We start from the raw sequence: 18936 nt of genomic DNA, 5'->3' as shown, positions 1-18936 counted from the left end.
GGACCCCGCCAGAGCTTTGCCCAGGCATGAAACGGACGGAGTACAACAACAATGTCGTCCCGACACTCAAGCGTTCCGGCAGCGCCCTTGCGGGTGGATGCCCATCAGCATTTCTGGACCTACGACGCCCGGGATTACCCCTGGATCGACCAGCGCCATGCTGCGTTGCAACGGGATTTCCTGCCGGGGGATTTGAAACCTCTGCTCGATGAGCACGGTATCGACGGCTGCATCGCGGTGCAGGCGCGGCACAGCGTCAGCGAGACCGACGCGCTGCTCAGCCACGCCGCCACTTACCCGTGGATCTTTGGCGTGGTCGGCTGGGCGGATCTGCGGGCGGATGACCTAGAGGCGCAACTCTCACGCTGGGGCGACGCTCATAAAGGCGCGCAAAAACTGGTCGGCCTCCGTCATCTGATCCAGGACGAACCGGCGCCGTCGCTGTTCCTCCAGGACCCTGCGTTCGCCCGTGGCATTCAGCTGTTGCAACGCCACGGGCTGGCGTACGACGTGCTGATAAAAGACAAAGACCTGCACGCCGCTACCGCATTCTGCCAACGCCACGACCGGCATCACCTGATCCTCGATCACCTCGGCAAACCGGACCTGTCCCGGGAAGACCCCATTGCCTGGGCCGATCGGCTCGCCCCGCTGGCCGCCCTGCCCCACGTCGCCTGCAAGCTCTCCGGGCTGATTACCGAGGCCGACTGGCAGCACTGGCGACCGGGGGAGCTGCTGCCGTACTTCTATCTGGCGCTGGAGCTGTTCGGGCCGCAACGGTTGATGTTCGGTTCCGACTGGCCGGTCTGCCAGCTCGCCGGCCGTTACAGCGACGTCCACCAGCTGTTCGAAACCGCCATCAGTACGCTCTCTGCCGATGAGCAACATGCGCTGCGCGGCGGCACCGCCATTTCCCTTTATGGCCTGCAAGGAAACTGCCCATGAATCTGCACCTGCACGACAAAGTGATCATCGTCACCGGCGGCGGCTCGGGGATTGGCGCAGCCATCTCGCTGGGGCTGGCCGAAGAAGGCGCGATCCCGGTGATCTTCGCCAATCAACCGCTGCCCGCCGAACTCGCGGCAGAACTGGACAGACGCCAGCCGCAAACCCTGTTCGTCCAGGTCGAGCTGCGCGATGAGGCCGAATGTGCGGCGGCGGTGAGCCAGGTGCTGGGACGCTTTGGTCGCATCGACGGGCTGGTCAACAACGCCGGGGTCAATGACAACGTCGGGCTGGAGGCCGGTCGCAGCGCGTTCATCGAGTCGCTGGAGAAGAACCTCATTCACTACTACGTCATGGCGCATTTGTGCGTTGACGCGCTGAAGGCGAGCAAGGGCGCCATCGTCAACATCGGCTCGAAAACCGCCCTCACCGGCCAGGGCGGCACCAGCGGTTATACCGCCTCGAAAGGCGCGCAACTGTCCCTGACACGGGAATGGGCGGCGTCGTTGCTGAGCGATGGCGTGAGGGTGAACGCGGTGATCCCGGCCGAAGTGATGACGCCGCTGTACGAGCGCTGGATTGCCAGCTTTGACGACCCTGACGGGAAGCTGGCGAAGATCGTCGAGAAAATCCCCTTGGGCCAGCGCATGACCACGCCGACCGAGATCGCCGACAGCGTGCTGTTTCTGCTGTCCCCGCGAGCGTCACACACCACCGGGCAATGGCTGGTGGTGGACGGCGGCTATACGCACCTTGACCGGGCACTGACATGAGCGCGCTGACATGAATACTGGGCTGGTTGCGCAGCGTTTTTGTCTGGCCCTGGACCTTGCCGATGACGAGGCGTTGATTGCCGAGTATGAGCAGTTGCATCGGCGCATCTGGCCGGAAATCGCCGGGCACCTGCGCAGTCAGGGCGTGCTGGACATGCAGATCTGGCGACTGGGCACGCGGCTGTTCATGGTCATGGACACGGCGCCGGGCTTCAGCGCCGACGCGATGGACCAAGCGTCGGCGGCCCATCCCAAGGTACAGGAATGGGAGGCGCTGATGTGGCGGTTTCAGAAGCCGACGCCGTGGACCGAGCCGGGGAATAAATGGCAGCCGATGGCGCAGATTTTCAGTCTGGATGAGCAATTGAAAAGACTTCATGAGCCCTGACACCCCTCTGCGCCGGCTGCTGAATGGGTCTCTGGTGGGAGCGAGCTTGCTCGCGAAAGCTGAGTTTCAAACGCTGGAAAACTCGTGGATGTACCGGCCTCTTCGTGAGCAAGCTCACTTCCACAGGCACGCTTGAACAACAACAAAAAAGGAGAGCGTTATGTTGACCAAACACGGCAAAGTACAGACTGGGGTGTATCGGCACGCTGAGCCATCGGTGCGGATGGCGTTGATGCTGGTGACCAGCCTGTTTTTTCTCTGGGGCCTGTCGTATGGCCTGCTTGATGTGCTGAACAAGCATTTTCAGGAAACGCTGCACGTCAGCAAGGCCCAGTCCGGGCTGCTGCAGGCGGCCTACTTCGGCGCGTATTTCATCATCGCCCTGCCCGCCGGCTTTTTGATGGACCGCTTCGGCTACAAGGCCGGGATCCTGCTGGGTCTGTGCCTGTACGCTGCGGGCGCGTTGTTGTTCATGCCGGCGGCCAATGCGGCGAGCTTCCCGTTCTTCCTGTTCGCGCTGTTCGTCATCGCCCTGGGCCTGGGTTGTCTGGAGACGGCGGCCAATCCCTATGCGACGGTGCTGGGCGATGCGAAAGGTGCTGAACGTCGGCTCAATCTGGCGCAATCGTTCAACGGCCTTGGCCAGTTCGTCGGGCCGCTGCTGGGTGGCGCGCTGTTCTTCGGCGGCAGCAACGCCGGCAGTGACAACAGTTCGCTGCAAACCACGTATGTGGTCATCGCGGTGATCGTCCTGCTGGTGGCGGCGCTGTTCGCCCGAACGCCGATGCCCGATCTGCGCGAACAGGAATCGAGCATCCAGCGTCAGGACAGCAAAACCCTCTGGCAGCACCGCGAATTCGTCGGTGGCGTGGTCACGCAGTTCTTCTACGTGGCGGCGCAAGTCGGCGTCGGCGCGTTCTTCATCAATTACGTCACCGAGCACTGGGCGAGCATGACCAGCCAGAGCGCCGCCTATTTGCTGTCGGTGGCGATGATCTGCTTCATGTGCGGGCGCTTCTTCAGCACCTGGCTGATGGGGCGCATCCCGGCGCAAAGGCTGCTGATGGTCTACGCGTGGATCAACGTCGCGCTGTGCGCGGTGGTGGTCAGCGGCGTGGAAAGCGTGTCCGTGGTGGCGCTGGTGGCGGTGTTCTTCTTCATGTCGATCATGTTCCCGACCATCTTCGCCATGGGCGTGAAAAACCTCGGCCCCCACACCAAACGCGGCAGCTCGTTCCTGATCATGGCCATCGTCGGCGGCGCCCTGATGCCGTACTTCATGGGGCTGGTGGCGGATCATTTCTCCACGGCGCTGGCGTACCTGCTGCCGCTGGGGTGTTTTGTGGTGGTGGCGTTTTACGGGCGTAGCGGGTTACGCGGGCGGGAGGCGTGATCTCGGGTTTGTGGTGTGAGGACTGACGCCTTCCCGGCTGAAGCCGGTCCTACTATCAGGTTTAAGCCAGTCCCAATCGGCGTGCGCGACGCTTTTGTGGGACCGGCTTTAGCCGGGAAGAGGCCAGTTGCGACACCCTCACTTTTGCGGTGTGAAGACTTGCGTTTTCCCGGCTGAAGCCGGTCCTACTATCAGGTTTCAGCCAGCCCCAATCGTGATCGTGCCCACGCTCTGCGTGGGCATGCATCCCGTGACGCTCCGCGTCGCCTCGCACAACACCTGAAATGTGCATCGTCTCAGGGACGCAGAGCGTCCGACCGGGCATTCCCACGCGAAGCGTGGGAACTATCAGAAAGTCACCCGCTCAGCGCTAACCCTCAGGGCTTGGCAATGTCCGTACGGCTCACCGCCGGGGATTCTTTCGGCAGTGTCGCGCGCATCTGCGCCACTTGGCCGGCGTTGACGGCCGGTGCCTGGTTGCCCCAGCTGCTGCGGATGAAGGTCAGCAGTTGCGCCACTTCTTCATCGGACATGCGCCAGGCGAACCCGGGCATGCCCAGTTGCGAAGGCGCCGTTTCGGTGGCGGGGAGTTTGCTGCCGGCCAGCACCAGACGAATCATCGACACCGGGTCTTCCGACAGCACCGACGAGTTGCCGGCGATCTTCGGAAAAACCCGCTCCTCACCCTGTCCGTTGGTGCGGTGGCAGGCCGCGCAGTTGTCGACATACAACTCGGCACCGCGACTGCCCTCCTGCCCCGCCGCCAGAGCCTTGGCGGTTGCCGGATCCGCCTTGAAGCTGGACACCTGAGGCTCGCTCGCCGGCAGGGTTTTCAAGTACGCGGCCACCGCCTGCAAGTCGGCATCGTTGAGATGCTGGGTGCTGTGCACCACCACATCGCCCATCGCGCCGCCCAATACCGCATGGGTCGCACTGCGCGCGCTGCGCAGGGTGGCGACGATGTCGTCCTTGCTCCAGCTGCCCAGTCCGTCAGCAGGATTGCCGCGCAGGTTCACCGCCAGCCAGCCGTCGATCACCGGGCCGCCGGAAAGGAATTCCGCGCCCGATTCATCCAGGGCTTTTTCCTGCAGGGTGATTGCACGCGGCGTGTGGCAGCTGCCGCAATGCCCCAGTCCCTGAACCAAATACGCCCCGCGAGCGACTTGCGCGTCCGGGTAGCGCGCCCTATTGAACGCCACGGCCTCGGGCGATGGCGCGAAGACCTTGCGCCAGATCGCCAGCGGCCAGCGCATCGACAACGGCCACGGCACATCGTTGGCGCGGTTCTCGGCCTGCACCGGAGCCACGCCGTGCATAAAGTACGCGTACAGCGCGCGCACGTCGTCATCCGTGGTTCGCCCATAGGCCGGATACGGCATGGCCGGGTACAGGCTGTTGCCGTTGGCCGCGATGCCATGACGCAGCGCACGGTCGAAGTCGTCCAGCGAGTAAAGGCCAATCCCGGACGCCGTGTCCGGGGTGATGTTGCTGCTGTACAGCGTGCCGATCGGCGATGCAATCGGCAGTCCTCCGGCGAACGGCTTGCCACCAGTGGTGGTGTGGCACGCCGTGCAGTCTCCGGCGTCGGCCAGGTAGCGGCCCTTTTCAATCAGCGCGGCCTGATCGGTGTCGGGCGCGGGGGCGAGTTTGGGCGTCGAGGTCGGCCAGAGCGCGAACACCAGCAGCGCAACGAACACCAGCACCGCCAGTGAAATCAGGCTCAAGAGAAACTTCTTCATGGTCATTTCTCCTTAGGCCTGAACCAGCGGGCCGGGGTTTTTCAGGTACTGCTCGCGAATGGCCTTGGCGGACCAGTACGCCAGCGCACCCACCATCCCGGTCGGGTTGTAGCCGTTGTTCTGCGGGAACGCGTTGGCGCCGATGGCGAAAACGTTGTGCACGTCCCAGGACTGCAGATAACGGTTCAGCGCCGAGGTCTTCGGATCGCTGCCCATGATGGCGCCGCCACAGGTGTGGGTGCTCTGGTACTTGGTGATGTTGTAATGCTCGCCGGGTTTCTTGGCATCGCCGGCCAGCGCCACCGGGTTGAGGATCTTCGACATCTCCAGCGCCTTGCCCACCAGGAACTGCGAGGCCTTGATCTCGTTGTCGTGCCAGTCGAAGTTGATGCGCAGCAGCGGTCGACCGAAGCCGTCCTTGTAGGTCGGGTCCAGGCTCAGGTAATGCTGCTTGTAGGACATGCAGGCGCCTTGGACCTCGAAATAGAACGAGTGACGGAACGCGTCGCTGGCGGCCTGTTTCCAGGCGGTGCCCCAGTTCGGCGTGCCCGGTGGCACGTTGATCCCGCGCACCGGCCCGCCCCCGGGTTGCCGCGCCCAAATGATGCCGCCGCCGACGAAACCGGCCTTGGCGTTATCCAGCTGGTTGCCGTTGAGGTTGTCCATCGTGGTGCCGGCGCCACCGATACCGATGAACTGATTGGCCTGCACTTCCTTGTTGAAAAACAGCACCACGCGGTTGAGGTTCTGGTAGGAATAATTGCGCCCGACCGTGCCTTCGCCAGTCTGCGGATCGTAGGGTTTGCCGATCCCCGAGAGCAGCATCAGGTGGACGTTGTACAGCGAGAACGCGCACAGCAAGACCAGATCGGCCTGCTGCTCGACTTCCCGGCCCTGAGCATCGAGGTAGGTGACGCCAGTAGCTTTTTTGCCGTCGCTGTCGAGGTTGACCTTGAGCACCTGAGCGTGGGTGCGCAGCTCGAAATTCTTGCGCTGACGCAGCACCGGCAGAATGCTGATGTTGGGGCTCGCCTTGGAGTAGTTCAGGCAGCCGTAGTCGCTGCAGAACCCGCAGGCGTTGCACGGGCCCATCTGACAACCGTACGGGTTGACGTAGGGCGCCGACGCATTGGACGCCGGAATCGGATACGGGTCCCAACCCATCTCCCGCGCGGCCCCGTAGAACATTTCGGCGCCGAGGTAATTGGGGTTCGGGCCCAGGGGAAACTCACGGGAGCGCGAGCCTTCGAAAGGGTTGCCGCCGGGCTGCTTGACCCCGCTGATGATCCCCGCCTTGCCCGACGTGCCGCAGACGTATTCGAAGTGATCGAAGTGCGGTTCGAGGTCTTCGTAGCTGACCGGGAAATCCTGGATGCTCATGTCCGACGGGATGAAGCTTGCGCCGTAGCGCTGCTCGACGTTGGTGCGCAGCTTGAAGTCTTCGGGCAATGCGCGGAAGTGGCAGCCGGACCAGTGACTGCCCGCACCACCGACGCCTGTGCCGGGTTTGAACGAGCCCATCTGCCGATAGGGCACGGCGGTGGACGTCAGGTTGTGGCGCACTGTGACGGTTTCCTGGGCCAGGCTTTGCAGGTAACGGCGATGCACCGACCCTTCCAGTTCGTCGACGACTTTCGGGTAGGCGAAATCCGGCTGCGTGTCGCGGTCTGCACCGCGCTCCAGGACCACCACATTCAGCCCGGCATCGGTCAATTCCTTGGCCATGATCGCGCCCGTCCAGCCCATTCCGACAATGACGGCGTCTACTTTCGGTTTTACGTTTGCCATGTTCAGCCCCTCCGCCCGGACAGATCGACCGGTGCCAGCGGATAGGGCTTGTCGCGTACCGTGATCCAGTCCGTGTAATCGGCACGCATGCCGGGGTAGCCGATCATTTTCCACGCGCCCATGTTTTTGTTGCCGCCATGGGACGGGTCGGCGAAATAGCCGTTGCGCACTTCGTTGAGCAGGTTGCTGAAGAACAGCTTTGAAGCGATGTCCTCCAGCGCCAGCTTGCCGCTCTCGGCGGCCTTGAGCAGGTCTTCCTGTTGGGCCGAGGACAGCTCGGCGAAGACTTTGCCGTCGTAGGTCTTCTTGCAGTGCGCGTCCATGGCCTTGATGCCGACGCGCAGGGTTTCACGCAGGTTCAGCCGGCCTTGATAGCCGAACTCGGGCGCGGCTTCGAGGAACGGGCCCTGCATGTACCAGATGCCACCGTTGGCGTACGGCGTCTGCATGTGTCGATCGAGAAATTCGGGCACGCCCAGTTCGACGGCGCCGGGGCCGACGTGGTCGGACGGGATAAGGCGATCACAGGCCGCGATGAGGAAGGCCCACTCTTGCGGCGTGAAGAACGTCGGCGTGTAGTCGCCCGGTGCCGCTGCCGCTGCCGCCACCGGCCCGGCAGGCAGGCTTTGCTGTACGTCGCTGGCGGGCGTTTGCGCGAAGGCACCGGAAGGAAGGCCGGCGCTGGCCAGGGTTACAACGGGGATGAGTGTCAGCGACTTGCGTAGAAAATCGCGACGCGCCGCGGAGGTGTTGTCATCGAACATCGTTCACTTCTCCTGAGACCAAACACGGGTGTGCTTCGTTTTTCTTGTGTTTTCTTCTTAGGAACTCGCCCGACGCTGCGGCGACTGATCCGCAGACGCGAGGCGAATGGATCGCGCACTAATCGTTGCCAGGCTAAGTATCTGGGTGCCATCAAACCAGCTAACGCCTTAGCGCGCCCGGGTTAAACGATTCATCAGATCTTGAATTGGCGGACCAAGGCGCTGAGGTTGCTGCCCAGGGTCGAGACGTCACGCATGGTGCGCGAGCTCTGCTCGGTTTCCTCCGCGAGGTTTTCCACGGCACCGGCGATCTGGTGGACGCTGCGGTTGATTTCCTCGGCCACCGAGGTCTGCTCTTCGGCGGCGCTGGCAATCTGCGCGTTCATCGCGTTAATGGTGCCGATCAGCTGCGAGATGGAATCCAGCGACTGGCCCACTTCGTTGGTCTGCTGGTTGGCGCCCTCGCCTGCCTGAGTGGAACGGCGCATGGCTTCGACGGAGGCATGAGTGCCCGTTTCCAGACGGGTGATCATGCCCTGGATTTCCTGGGTGCTTTGCTGGGTACGGCTGGCCAGCGCGCGGACTTCATCGGCGACCACGGCAAAACCGCGCCCGGCCTCCCCGGCACGCGCCGCTTCGATCGCGGCGTTGAGGGCCAGCAGGTTGGTCTGATCGGCAATCGAGCGGATCACCGCCAGCACCGAGACGATAGAGCGCACGTCCTGTTGCAGGCTGTCCAGGCTGGTGCCGCTCATGCGGATGTCGTTCACCAGCGAGTTCATCCCGGTGATGCTGGTGCCCACCACTTTGCGCGCGTTATGACCTTGCAGATCGGTTTCGGAAGCGGCCTCGGCGGCCCGTTGCGCGCTGTGTGCCACTTCTTGCGCGGCGGCGGACATCTCGTGAATGGCGGTGGCGACCTGATCGGTCTCCTCACGCTGACGCTGCATGGCCTTCTCGGAACGCAGGGTCTGCTGGGTTGCCTGATTGACCAGCCCGTCCAGGTCGGTGGTCATTTGCGCAACCTGCCGGACCATGGCGTGGATCTTGTCGACGAACTGGTTGAACGAGGCCGCCAAATCACCCAGCTCATCGCGACCGGTCACCACCAGGCGGTGGGTCAAGTCGCCGTCGCCGGCGGCGATGTCGTCCAGGTTGCTTTTGAGAATGCGCAGCGGGCGGACGATGCCGTTGGCGGTCCAGAGGCCCGCCGTCGCCGTGAGCAGCAGCAGAACCAGGGTCACCACGAAGACGCTGCCGAGAATGCTGCGCGTGCGGCTGGCGACGGCGGCCTGCTCCAGGACCATGGCGGCGTCGATGTCGTCCATGTTGATCGCGCTGCCCAGCACCATGTCCCACTTGTCCAGGTACACCGTGTAACCGAGCTTGGGCACTTGCACCGCTTCATCGCCGGGCTTGGGCGCCGCGTAATCGACGTAGTGTTTACCGTTCTTCGCCACTTCCACGAAGGTCTGGTAATGGTAGGTGCCGTCGGGGTCGCGGGTGTCCCAGAAGCTTTTGCCGACGCCCGCCGCGCTGTCACCACGGAAAACCCGGACGCCTTTGGTGTCGTAACCGAAGAAGTAACCGTCTTCGCCGTACTTCATCGGCTTGAGCAGTTCCAGCGCCTTGTCCCGTGCGGCCATGTCACCGGGGGCGGAGGCATCGTGCAGCGGCTTGATGGTGGTCAACGCCACGTCCACGTAATTTTTAAGCACCTGGCGGTTACGTTTCACCAGTTGCTCGCGGGTTTCCTGCATCTGCTGATCGGCACTGCGCTGCAACACCCACGAGGCGACGCCACTGAGAATCAGCGCGAACAACAGGGCGGGAATGATGGCAAGACAGAGCAGCTTGCGCTTGACGGTAAGCTTCATGGGACGGGTCACCTCCTGGTCGTTAGTCCCCCACTATCGGCCAGAGATCGTACAACTTCAAAGCTTTTGCTGGCAATTTGACGCCAATGTATTGGCTAGCCCGTATCCATATGAATGGGGCCAGAGCCACAGGCCAGGGCCTGCGCAGCGATCAGCGTGGATGGATTTTCACTGGCGGCTTTGGTTTAGATAACGGGCAGTTGTCACACAACTCAAGCGCGGTCACTCGATAACGAATGCAGCACACCCGGCGTTGTCGCTTTGGTTCGCTTTGCCCGTCAATCTTGAGGTAACGCACCGGCTGGTAAAGCGGATTGCGGCGTCCATTGGGGAGATGTCGGGCGTTGAGCAACTGGTGACCATGGGTCAGATCGGCGTGAGGCACCGCATTGGCCAGCACACCCAACAACCACTCGAAATAGTTGCCGGCGTTGCTCCACAGGACCTTGGGGGACAGGCGGACGTGGCCGGCCAAGGCTTGAATGAACGGCCTGAGGTTATGGTCGAGCAACTCATCGAAACGCTCGAAAGCATCGGCCGGACCGGGCGTCCATTGCTGGCCCGCGTCAGGCAGTTTGAACGCGACAGGCAGGCAATCATCGTCGAGAATCAGCTGCAGATGATCGAGGTGCAGCGGCAGACGATGGTCGAGAATCAGCGAAGCCGCCACCACCGGCGGAATCATCTTCACGAAGTAGTACTTGCTCCAGATCGACGCCAGCCCGCGCGGGTCGCTCTCGGGATAGGCAGTACCGAATCGCGTCAGGACATCGTTCAGGTAATCGCCGCCGAGAAAGGTGCGTAAAGGCACGCCGACGCGGGGGTCGTCCGGCAGCACGAGGACGTCGCGATAGTGCTCGAAGTCAGCGATAAACAGCGGCGCCAGCGCAGGAATCATGGGGCGATTCGCTGTGCTGGCCGCCTGTTCATCGTGAAGCGGTCAATGGGACTGCTGCCGCGCCAGCACCCACAACCCCTGCTCCAGCGCGGGAAACAGGCTGTTGTTGAAGTTGTTCCAGCGCAGTTCGAGGATGGTGTCGTCGGGCGCGATCGGCGTGTCGAGCACGTCGAACACCACCTCACCGGAATCGATGCCGGTGTCGACGTAATGGAACGACGCGCCGGTCATGTTCACCACCGGCGTGTCCACCATCTCCCGCGTGGTCCAGTCGACCACTTTCTTGCCCCGGGCGCCGTACAGCGCGTCGAGGGTGGCATAGGCGCCGCGCCGTTCGTAAGGCGATTCCAGGCGGGTGATGCCCGGGTGCACGTTGAAGATGCGCCGATGGAAATCAGCCCCTTCCCGCACCAGTTCGTCGAGGATCACCAACAGCCCGTCGAGCACCACAATGTCGGCGCCCAACGCGTGCAGCCGCTCGCCGAGACGTCGCTCGAAATCCGATTTGCCGGCCGGCCGCGCGCTGTGGTCCAGGGGCAAGGCGCGGTAGCTCGACGGCACGTTTTCCAGCAGGTCATCGACCTTGCGCCCCTGCACCGTCAGGCCCGCCGGGTAGAACCAGTGGGCGCCCTGCCCCGGCTTGAACCCGTAGTCCTTGATGCTCTCGCGGTCCCGCGCGGACTCGGGGTTTTCGTCGTAGATGATCGCTTCCAGCGAGTAGTGATCGCCGAGGGCGGTGTCGTTGAGCGCCTTGACCAGGTACTCCAGCGGCGAGGTCATGTAACGCTGCTCGCCGTGGTAATCGACGTATTGACCGGCCTTGTCCGCCGCGGCGTTACGCAACGACCAGACGTAAACAAGCTTGGTTTTCTGCATGAATATCGGACTCAGGAAAGGGTGTGCAGGGTGTTGCCGCTGACGCCTTCGGCCATGGCGACCACGACTTTGCGTTCGCCGCTGAACGGCTTGCGCGAGTGCGCCGTGAGCATGTTGTCGAGCATCAGCACGTCGCCGGTCTGCCAGGGGAAGACCACTTCGCATTCGCTCAGCACGCCACGAATTTCTGCCAGGGCGTCGGCCTCCAGCGGGCTGCCGTCGCCGTAGTAGACGTTGCGCGGCAGGCCTTCTTCGCCGACGGTGTCGAGGAGGATCTCCTGCATCTCCTCGTCCAGGTTCGACAGGTGGAACAGGTGCGCCTGGTTGAACCAGACCCAGTCTTTGGTGCGCGGATGCTGGGCGACGCCTTGCACCAGCTGCCGGGTGCGCAGGTCGCCGTCCTCGTTCCAGTCGCACTGGATGCCCCGGGGGCGGCAGTAGTCTTCGACGTCGCTGTGGCGCTCGGTGTTGAAGACCTGTTGCCAGGTCAGGTCGAGACCGTTGCCGTAGTTGCGCACGTACATCAGGCGCTTTTCTTCAAAGCGTTTGCGCAGCGCCGGACTGATGCGCTGGAACACCCGGCGGCTGTCGGCAATCGGCGTCTCGCCTCCGCTGACCGCGGCTTTGGCGCAGTAGAAGAAGATGCGCATGGGCCATTCGGTGGTGTAGGCCTGTTCGTTGTGCAGGGGGATCGAGCGGTGGGCCGGGTATTCGGTGGAGGTGTAGACGCCTTTGCCATCGACCTGGCTGCGCGGGGTGGAGCCGAATTCGTAGTTGAGCAGCGGGTGGCCGAAGGAGGCGGCGAACTGCTGGAAGCCTTCGACGCCTTCGGGGGTGAAGCCGCTGAAGAGGATGGCGCCGTCGCGCTCAAGCGAGTGGTCAACGACGCTGCGCAGGGCGTCGATTTCGGCGGCCAGGGAGACGCCGGTCTGGCCGGGCTGGACGCGCAGGGGGAAGCCGGCTTCAAGGCGCAGGCGTTCGGGGGTGAGCATGCGCATGTTCATGGGCGGGACGCTCCTGATGTGGCTGAAGGGGGTGGGTTCAGGCCATGGCCTTGCGCAGGCTGAGGGGGCGCATGTCGGTCCAGACGCTTTCGATGTGGTTGAGGCAGGTCTGTTTGTCGCCTTCGACGCCGACGCTTTTCCAGCCGTCCGGGATGGCTTTGTAGTCGGGCCAGATGGAGTACTGTTCTTCGTGGTTGATGACGACCCGGAACTGTGTGTTTTCGCTGTCGAAGCTCATGTGTTATCCCTCGTGGTGTTGGAACGGCGCAGGTAAGCGCGCCTTACCTGAAAGACGAACGAGGGGGCTGGATGGTTAGTGGTTTTTCGCGAAAAACTTAAAAGCGGATCAAGGGCGTCTGCCTGGGGGCAGACTGTTTCGCCTTCGGCGAGTTACTTGGAAAAGCACCCCAAGTAACCAAGGGTACCTGCTCCTGGTTGGGCCCCTCGTACCTCGGGGTTCCTTCACTCCGACGACGCTCCGTGGGCCCGCGCCGAACGGACATCCATGTCCTGACGGCGCTCTCGCCGCATCCATGCGGCTCGACCCACTGCGCGTCGTCTGCGTTCAGCCTGCACCCAAGTCGCGTTTGGCGGTGACTGGCCGTTTTGTGTATGAAGATCAAAAGCACGGCAACAGCAACAGCAACAGCAACAGCAACAGCAACAGCAACAGCAACAGCAACAGCAACAGCAACAGCAACAGCAACAGCATTCGCGAGCAAGCTCGCTCCCACAGGAAAGGGGTGCTATCAGCGAAATTGTTGGGGAGTGGGCTGGCCTCTTCCCGGCTGAAGCCGGTCCTACAAAGGGATCGCAGGCGTCCAGTGGAATTGGCGGTGCCTCGACTGTAGGACCGGCTTTAGCCGGGAAGCCGTTGCCGTTGCCGTTGCCGTTACTTTTGATCTTCATACACATGAAGCTCAGACGACACCCATCGCGACTTGGGTGCAGGCTGAACGGAAGTCTCGCGCAGTGGGCCGAGCCGCATGGATGCGGCGAGAGCTGCCCCCCGCCATGGATGGCGGATGGCAGCGGGCCCACGGAGCGGGACCGGAGTGAAGGAACCCCGAGGAACGAGGGGCCTAGCCAGGAGCAAGCACCCTTGGTTACTTGGGGTGCTTTTCCAAGTAACTCGCCGAAGGCGAAACGTCTGCCCCTAGGCAGACGCTTTTGATCCTGGCGCAATAAGCCGCACCGCGCACCTCGGGGACAGATTAATTTACGATGAAGCACTGTAAATAAATCGGTTCCCTAACGGCGGTCCCCTAACGGATTACCAGCGGAACGCCACAGTCCCCAGGACCGTACGCTCTTCGCCCCAATAACACCGACCCGCGTTATTGCAGCCGCTCACATACTCCTTGTCGAACAGATTCTTCGCATTCACATCCACCGACCAATGCTTATCGATGTCATACCCCACCAACGCATCCACCAGCGTCACATCGCCCGTCTTCAACTTCCCGTACAGCGTCGGCGCGGTATACGCGAACGTATTGTCGAAATAACGCACCCCGCCACCCACACGGAAACCGCTCATCGGACCATCCAGGAAGCGATACGTCGCCCACGTACTCGCCTGATTACGCGGTATGCCGGTCAACTGATGATCCTCGTACAACGACCCCGGACTGTCCTTCGTCACCCGCGCATCGGTGTAGGTGTACGACGCCGTCAGGCTCAGGTTCTTGGTCACATCACTGTTGACCTCCAGCTCCACGCCCTTCGACTCGCTCTTGCCGATCTGACGGCTGAACCCGTTCGAACCGGCAATCACGTCGTGGGTCTTGGTCAGGTCAAACACCGCCGCGCTGAACGTCGTGTTCCAGCCAGCCGGCTCGTACTTCAGACCCACCTCGTACTGCTCGCTGAGAATCGGGTCGAGCAACTCGCCGTTCGGTTGCGACGACTGCTGCACCGGCGTGAACGCCGTCGAGTAACTCACGTACGGCGAAATACCGTTCTCGAACTGGTACATCAAGCCGGTCTGCCAGCTGAAACGATGGTCCCAGCCGTCCAGGTCCGATACGCCACTGATGGTGCCGGCGCGGTTGCGGTACTGGCTGTTGACGAAGTCCTGACGCCCGCCCAGCAGGTAGATCCAGTTGTCGTACTTGCTCTGCAGCTGGCCGTAAACGCCGTACATCTGTTGATCCAGCTGCGAGTTCTGAACCGTCGCGAGCATGCGCGGCTTGGCCGACGGGAACACCGGGTTGAAGGCGTTGTAGGTACCGCCGTTGCCGGCCGCCCAGTCCTGGTTGTACGAAGTGCGGTCGTAGCTCGCGCCCAGCAGCACAGTGTTTTCCAGTGCACCGGAGGTGAAGTGCCCTTCGAACTGGTTGTCCAGCGAGTAAGTGATCGACTTGTTGTCGCGATCGTACGCGGTGCTGGTCAGGGTGCTGCCAAAACCGGCGTTATTCAGGTTGTTCGGCCAGGTCTCATGACGGTCCAGACGCGATTCCATGAAGCGCGAGTTCTGGCGGAACTGCCAGGTGTCGTTGAGCTGGTGCTTGAACTCGTAACCCAGGGTCCAGGTTTCGCGCTCGAAGTCGTCCCAGTTCGGGTTGCCGTTGAACTGGTCCTTGCCGATCTTGCCGTTGACGTTGTTCAGCAAGGTGCCCGCTGCGGGGTAGCCGAGCAGCAGCTTGGTGCGGTCGCGCTGGTAGGAGGAGAGCAGGGTCAGCGCGGTGTCTTCGTCGAAGTTGAAGGTCATCGACGGCGCGATGTAGATGCGGTCGTCCGGTACCGAATCCACCTGGGTGTCGGCGTTGCGGCCGAGCATGACCACGCGGCCGAGGATGCGGTTGTCGTCGGTCAGCGGACCGGACACGTCGAGGGACAGCTGGCGGCGGTTGTTGCTGCCGTAGGTGAATTTGACTTCGCCCTGGGGCGTTTCGGTCGGGCGCTTGCTGACCAGGTTGACCAGCCCGCCCGGCGCGTTTTCACCGTAGAGGATCGAGCTCGGGCCGCGGAACACTTCAGTGCGTTCCAGGCCATAGGGTTCGGTGGTGGTGTCGTAACGGTTGCCTTGCAGACGCAGGCCGTCCTTGAGCAGGCCGTAACCGTAGTCCGTGGCGTTGTAGCCGCGAATGGAGAACAGGTCGCCCGCAAGGCCGTCGCCGACGGCGAATGGCGGGGCGAAGATGCCGGGGACGTAACCGAGGATGTCGGTCAGGGATTGCGAGCCCTGATCCTGAATGCGCTGGCGTGTGACCACCGACACCGAGCGCGGGGTTTCCGACAGCGGTGTGCTGGTCTTGGTGCCGGCCGTGCTGTTTTTCACCTGATAGCCTACGGTTTGCTCCCCTTCGGGTGCTTCGCCGGTGACCACCGAATTCTGCAGCTCGATGGTGGCGCCCTGCTCGGCCTTGGCCGGGGCATCCGCCGCCCAGGCCGCGCCGTGGCAGGCGACCGTTGCGACCAGTGCGGCCAAGGCATTGACCTTGAATTGACCCTTGTTATTGCTCGCCATCCGAACTCCCCCTCCCTTTGATATCACACGGGGCAAGGCCCCAAAATTGACCACATATGTCAAAAAAGCGTGAAAATGTAACAAAGAACGTTTCTCATTACCATTCTTATCGTAAAAAAAGGGCGAAGGGCCACTGCTGGTCCTACGCCCTGGTTCAACGCTGTTACAACAAGGGTTTAACGCTGTTTGACGGCCGCTGAAACGGCGGCGGCGAAGATGTCGGCGATCTGGTCGATCTGCGCGGCGGTGACGATCAGCGGCGGCAGGAAGCGAATGACCGACGAGTGCCGCCCGCCCACTTCGATGATCAGGCCGCGTTGCAAGCACTCACGCTGAACATTCGAGGCCAGCGCGCCGCTGTGGGGGAAGTGACCGAGGGCGTCCGGGCGGCCGTCGAGATCGACCATTTCCACCCCGAGCATCAAGCCCATGCCGCGCACATCGCCCATCTGCGGGAAGTCCTTCTGCAGCGAGCGCAGGTGGCCGATAAGGCGTTCGCCCATGGCGGCGGCGTGCAGGTCCAGTTGCTGTTCGCGGACGAGGCGCAGCGTGGTGGAACCGGCGACCATCGCCAGTTGATTGCCGCGGAAAGTGCCGGCGTGGGAGCCCGGTTTCCACACGTCCAGGGACTTGTTGTAGACGACCACCGCCATCGGCTGGCTGCCGCCGATGGCTTTGGACAGCACCAGCACGTCCGGCACGATACCCGCGTGTTCGAAGGCAAACGGTTTGCCGGTGCGACCGACGCCACACTGGATTTCGTCGAGAATCAGCGGCACGCCAGCGTCGCGGGTGATGCGGCGGATTTCCCGCAGCCAGTTGGCCGAGGTCGGCACCACGCCGCCCTCCCCCTGCAGGGTTTCCAGAATCATCCCGGCCGGCGGCAGGACGCCGCTTTCCGGGTCGGTCAGTTGGTTCTCGATGTAGTGCAGGCCGATGCGCTCGCCTGCCTCGCCACCGACGCCAAACGGGCAGCGATAGTCGTAGGGAAACGGCAGGAACTGCGCGCCACCGGCCATCCCGTCCAGGTAGGTCTTCGGCCCGAGGTTGCCCATCAGCGCAAGCGCGCCCTGGGTCATGCCGTGATAGGCGCCGTGGTAAGCCATGAGATTGCTGCGCCCGGTGGCGGTGCGCACCAGTTTCAGCGCCGCTTCCACCGCATCGGTGCCGGCCGGCCCGCAAAACTGAATGCGCGCGTCCTTGGCGAACTCCGCCGGCAGCAGGGCGAACAGCTCGTTGATGAAATCGTCCTTGGCTTCGGTCATCAGGTCCAGGGTGTGCAGCGGACGCTGGCCGTCGAGGGTGGCGCGCATGGCCTGGATCACCTCGGGGTGGTTATGCCCCAGCGCCAGGGTGCCGGCGCCGGCCAGGCAATCAATGAACCAGCGCCCTTCGCTGTCCTGCACGTGAATGCCCTGGGCGCGCTTGAGTTCCAGGGGGATGCGCCGTGGGTAGCTGCGCGCATTGGATTCCACGGCGGCCTGCCGCTCCAGTCGCGGGGTTGGCGCAAAGCGGTAGTCGGCGTTGGCCACGGCGGCGTCCGGGCTGCTCGACAGCGCCTCGCTGTGGCGGGCGGCAATCGGCGTCACGTTGTGTTGGCTATGCATGTTCGTGCTCCTGGGAATCGTAGGAATGAGGGCGTTCGTTGACCTGCGCGAGGGCCTCGGCAAGCTGAGTGATGAACGGCTGATCACGGACGATCGAAAGGTGGTCGGCGTCGATCCAGGCAGAAACCTGCAAGCGAACACCCATGCCCTGCTCCAGAAGAGCCGGTGCGTTATCGTTATTTTCCGGCGAGCGCTCGGCCCACCAGGCGTAGACCGGCACGCTGAGGGCGTGGATCTGGCGGCATTGATTGGCCAGCTGGCGCATGTGCCGCTCGACGCCGAGCAACTGTTGCCAGTGCGCGTCGGCTTCAAGGCCCTCGTCATGAGCGTCGAGAACCGGGGTTTCTGGCACGGCAGGACGCGGCTGGCCGGCGCCCGGTACGTAGCCGTCGATCAGGCCGACGAACTCGACGCGCTTGCCGAGTCGGGTCAGCAGCCGGGCCATTTCCAGGACCATGGTCCCGCCCATGGACCAGCCGATCAGCCGGTAGGGGCCGGACGGCTGCTGTTCAAGCAGCGCCTTGACGTAGTCCCGGGCCATTTGCTCGATAGAACTGTCGCGCCACTGACCGTCCAGCACCTGACGGTTCTGAATGCCCCACACGTCCCACTGCGCAGACAGCCGACGGGCCAGTGCGTAGTAACCCACCACCGTGCCGCTGACCGGGTGCACGCAGAACACCGGCGGCTTGTCACTGGCGCCGCTGCTCAGGCGGATCAGCGGATTCGGCGCGCCGTCGCGGCTGACCGACAGGCTTTGCGGTGCAGTCGATTGCGGCGCGGCCGGTTGCGCCGACGGCAGGCTTTCCAGCAACGCCACCAGCCCGTCGCGATAGGCGGTTTGCAGGCGTTCGATGGTCTGGCGCTGATAGCGCTGACCGCTGAAACGGAAAGTCAGCCCCAGTTGCCCGGCGAACACCTGACCGTTGATTTCCAGCTCGCGATTGAGCGGCGTGGACGGATCCACCAGCGCCCCGGCCGACAGCTTCGACGGCGAGAAGCGGCCATCGCCCAGGTCCTGATCGAACTGACCGAGGTAGTTGAACACCACCTTGGGTTCCGCCAGCGCGGCCAATGACTGACGCGCCGAATCGTTGCCCAGATAGCGCAGCAGGCCGAAGCCGACGCCCTTGTCCGGCAAGCCCCGCAGGTTGTCGCGCACGCTGGCGAGGGTCTGGCGGATGTCGTTCGCAGCACGCACCCGCAGCGGGAACAGACTGGTGAACCAGCCCACTGTGCGGCCCACATCCAGGCCGTCGGCGAGGGCTTCGCGGCCATGGCCTTCCAGCGCGATGAGGGTGTCGGGCTGGCCACTCCAGCCTTTCAGCGCTTCGGCGAGCACCGCCAGCAGGATTTCATCGGTGCGTGCCGCCAGTGCCGCCGGGGCTTCGCGCAGCAGACGACGGGTCAGC

14 protein-coding genes and 2 pseudogenes (1 of these 16 only partly in view) are annotated in these 18936 nt (G+C 63.2%); 4 read left to right on the top strand and 12 right to left on the bottom strand.

The features are described from left to right. The first annotated feature begins 51 nt into the window (after positions 1-51). The 4 genes from SLW75_RS00485 to SLW75_RS00470 all read left to right on the top strand — a co-directional run bounded on the left by SLW75_RS00485 (position 52) and on the right by SLW75_RS00470 (position 3499). Entirely contained in the window at positions 52-945 is an 894-nt protein-coding gene (locus SLW75_RS00485; RefSeq protein WP_410933221.1) for an amidohydrolase family protein, read from the top strand. Continuing rightward, entirely contained in the window at positions 942-1718 is a 777-nt protein-coding gene (locus tag SLW75_RS00480; RefSeq protein WP_410933220.1) for an SDR family oxidoreductase, read from the top strand. Before SLW75_RS00485 ends, SLW75_RS00480 begins: the two co-directional genes overlap by 4 nt. 10 nt (positions 1719-1728) lie before the next feature. Next, positions 1729-2106: an L-rhamnose mutarotase gene (locus SLW75_RS00475; RefSeq protein WP_410933219.1), complete on the top strand. Its 378-nt coding sequence runs from the start codon at positions 1729-1731 to the stop codon at positions 2104-2106. 160 nt (positions 2107-2266) lie between these two features. Next, positions 2267-3499, top strand: coding sequence for a sugar MFS transporter (locus tag SLW75_RS00470; RefSeq protein WP_410933218.1), 1233 nt, complete (start codon positions 2267-2269; stop codon positions 3497-3499). Between the two features lie 377 nt (positions 3500-3876). Here the strand turns inward: SLW75_RS00470 and SLW75_RS00465 are convergent, their stop codons facing one another. The 12 genes and pseudogenes from SLW75_RS00465 to SLW75_RS00410 all read right to left on the bottom strand — a co-directional run. Beyond that, positions 3877-5238: a cytochrome c gene (locus tag SLW75_RS00465; RefSeq protein ID WP_410933217.1), complete on the bottom strand. Its 1362-nt coding sequence runs from the start codon at positions 5236-5238 to the stop codon at positions 3877-3879. A 12-nt stretch (positions 5239-5250) separates the two neighbouring features. Continuing rightward, positions 5251-7026, bottom strand: coding sequence for a GMC family oxidoreductase (locus tag SLW75_RS00460; protein ID WP_065986091.1), 1776 nt, complete (start codon positions 7024-7026; stop codon positions 5251-5253). Between the two features lie 2 nt (positions 7027-7028). Then, entirely contained in the window at positions 7029-7790 is a 762-nt protein-coding gene (locus tag SLW75_RS00455; RefSeq protein ID WP_410933216.1) for a gluconate 2-dehydrogenase subunit 3 family protein, read from the bottom strand. Between the two features lie 194 nt (positions 7791-7984). Further along, positions 7985-8479 (bottom strand): annotated as a pseudogene (locus SLW75_RS00450) (methyl-accepting chemotaxis protein); the annotation flags it as partial. A 363-nt stretch (positions 8480-8842) separates the two neighbouring features. Next, positions 8843-9667: pseudogene (locus SLW75_RS00445) on the bottom strand (cache domain-containing protein); the annotation flags it as partial. A 151-nt stretch (positions 9668-9818) separates the two neighbouring features. Beyond that, positions 9819-10565 (bottom strand): siderophore-iron reductase FhuF, encoded by a 747-nt coding sequence (gene fhuF / locus SLW75_RS00440; protein WP_410933215.1) that lies wholly within the window; start codon positions 10563-10565, stop codon positions 9819-9821. A 42-nt stretch (positions 10566-10607) separates the two neighbouring features. Next, positions 10608-11441: a N(5)-hydroxyornithine transformylase PvdF gene (locus SLW75_RS00435; RefSeq protein WP_410933214.1), complete on the bottom strand. Its 834-nt coding sequence runs from the start codon at positions 11439-11441 to the stop codon at positions 10608-10610. A gap of 11 nt (positions 11442-11452) precedes the next feature. Then, on the bottom strand, positions 11453-12445 hold the full coding sequence (locus SLW75_RS00430) for a TauD/TfdA family dioxygenase (RefSeq protein ID WP_410929410.1): 993 nt from the start codon (positions 12443-12445) through the stop codon (positions 11453-11455). Positions 12446-12482: 37 nt separating this feature from the next. Continuing rightward, entirely contained in the window at positions 12483-12683 is a 201-nt protein-coding gene (locus SLW75_RS00425; RefSeq protein ID WP_065986085.1) for an MbtH family protein, read from the bottom strand. A 1035-nt stretch (positions 12684-13718) separates the two neighbouring features. After that, positions 13719-15917 (bottom strand): TonB-dependent siderophore receptor, encoded by a 2199-nt coding sequence (locus tag SLW75_RS00420; protein WP_410933213.1) that lies wholly within the window; start codon positions 15915-15917, stop codon positions 13719-13721. A 176-nt stretch (positions 15918-16093) separates the two neighbouring features. Further along, the gene (locus SLW75_RS00415; protein WP_410933212.1) at positions 16094-17524 is read right to left on the bottom strand and encodes an aspartate aminotransferase family protein; all 1431 of its coding nucleotides are present in this window, start codon (positions 17522-17524) and stop codon (positions 16094-16096) included. After that, a protein-coding gene (locus SLW75_RS00410; RefSeq protein WP_410933211.1) for a non-ribosomal peptide synthase/polyketide synthase crosses the window boundary here: on the bottom strand, positions 17517-18936 show its end. 14777 nt of this gene lie beyond the right edge of the window; the window shows 1420 of its 16197 coding nt (coding positions 14778-16197); its start codon lies off the right edge, out of view; the stop codon is at positions 17517-17519. Before SLW75_RS00410 ends, SLW75_RS00415 begins: the two co-directional genes overlap by 8 nt.

It is taken from the genome of Pseudomonas sp. W5-01 (assembly GCF_046540435.1).
Lineage (GTDB): Bacteria > Pseudomonadota > Gammaproteobacteria > Pseudomonadales > Pseudomonadaceae > Aquipseudomonas > Aquipseudomonas graminis_B.
Note: the sequence above shows the minus strand (reverse complement) of the source record. Positions and strands in the feature narration are given on the sequence as shown.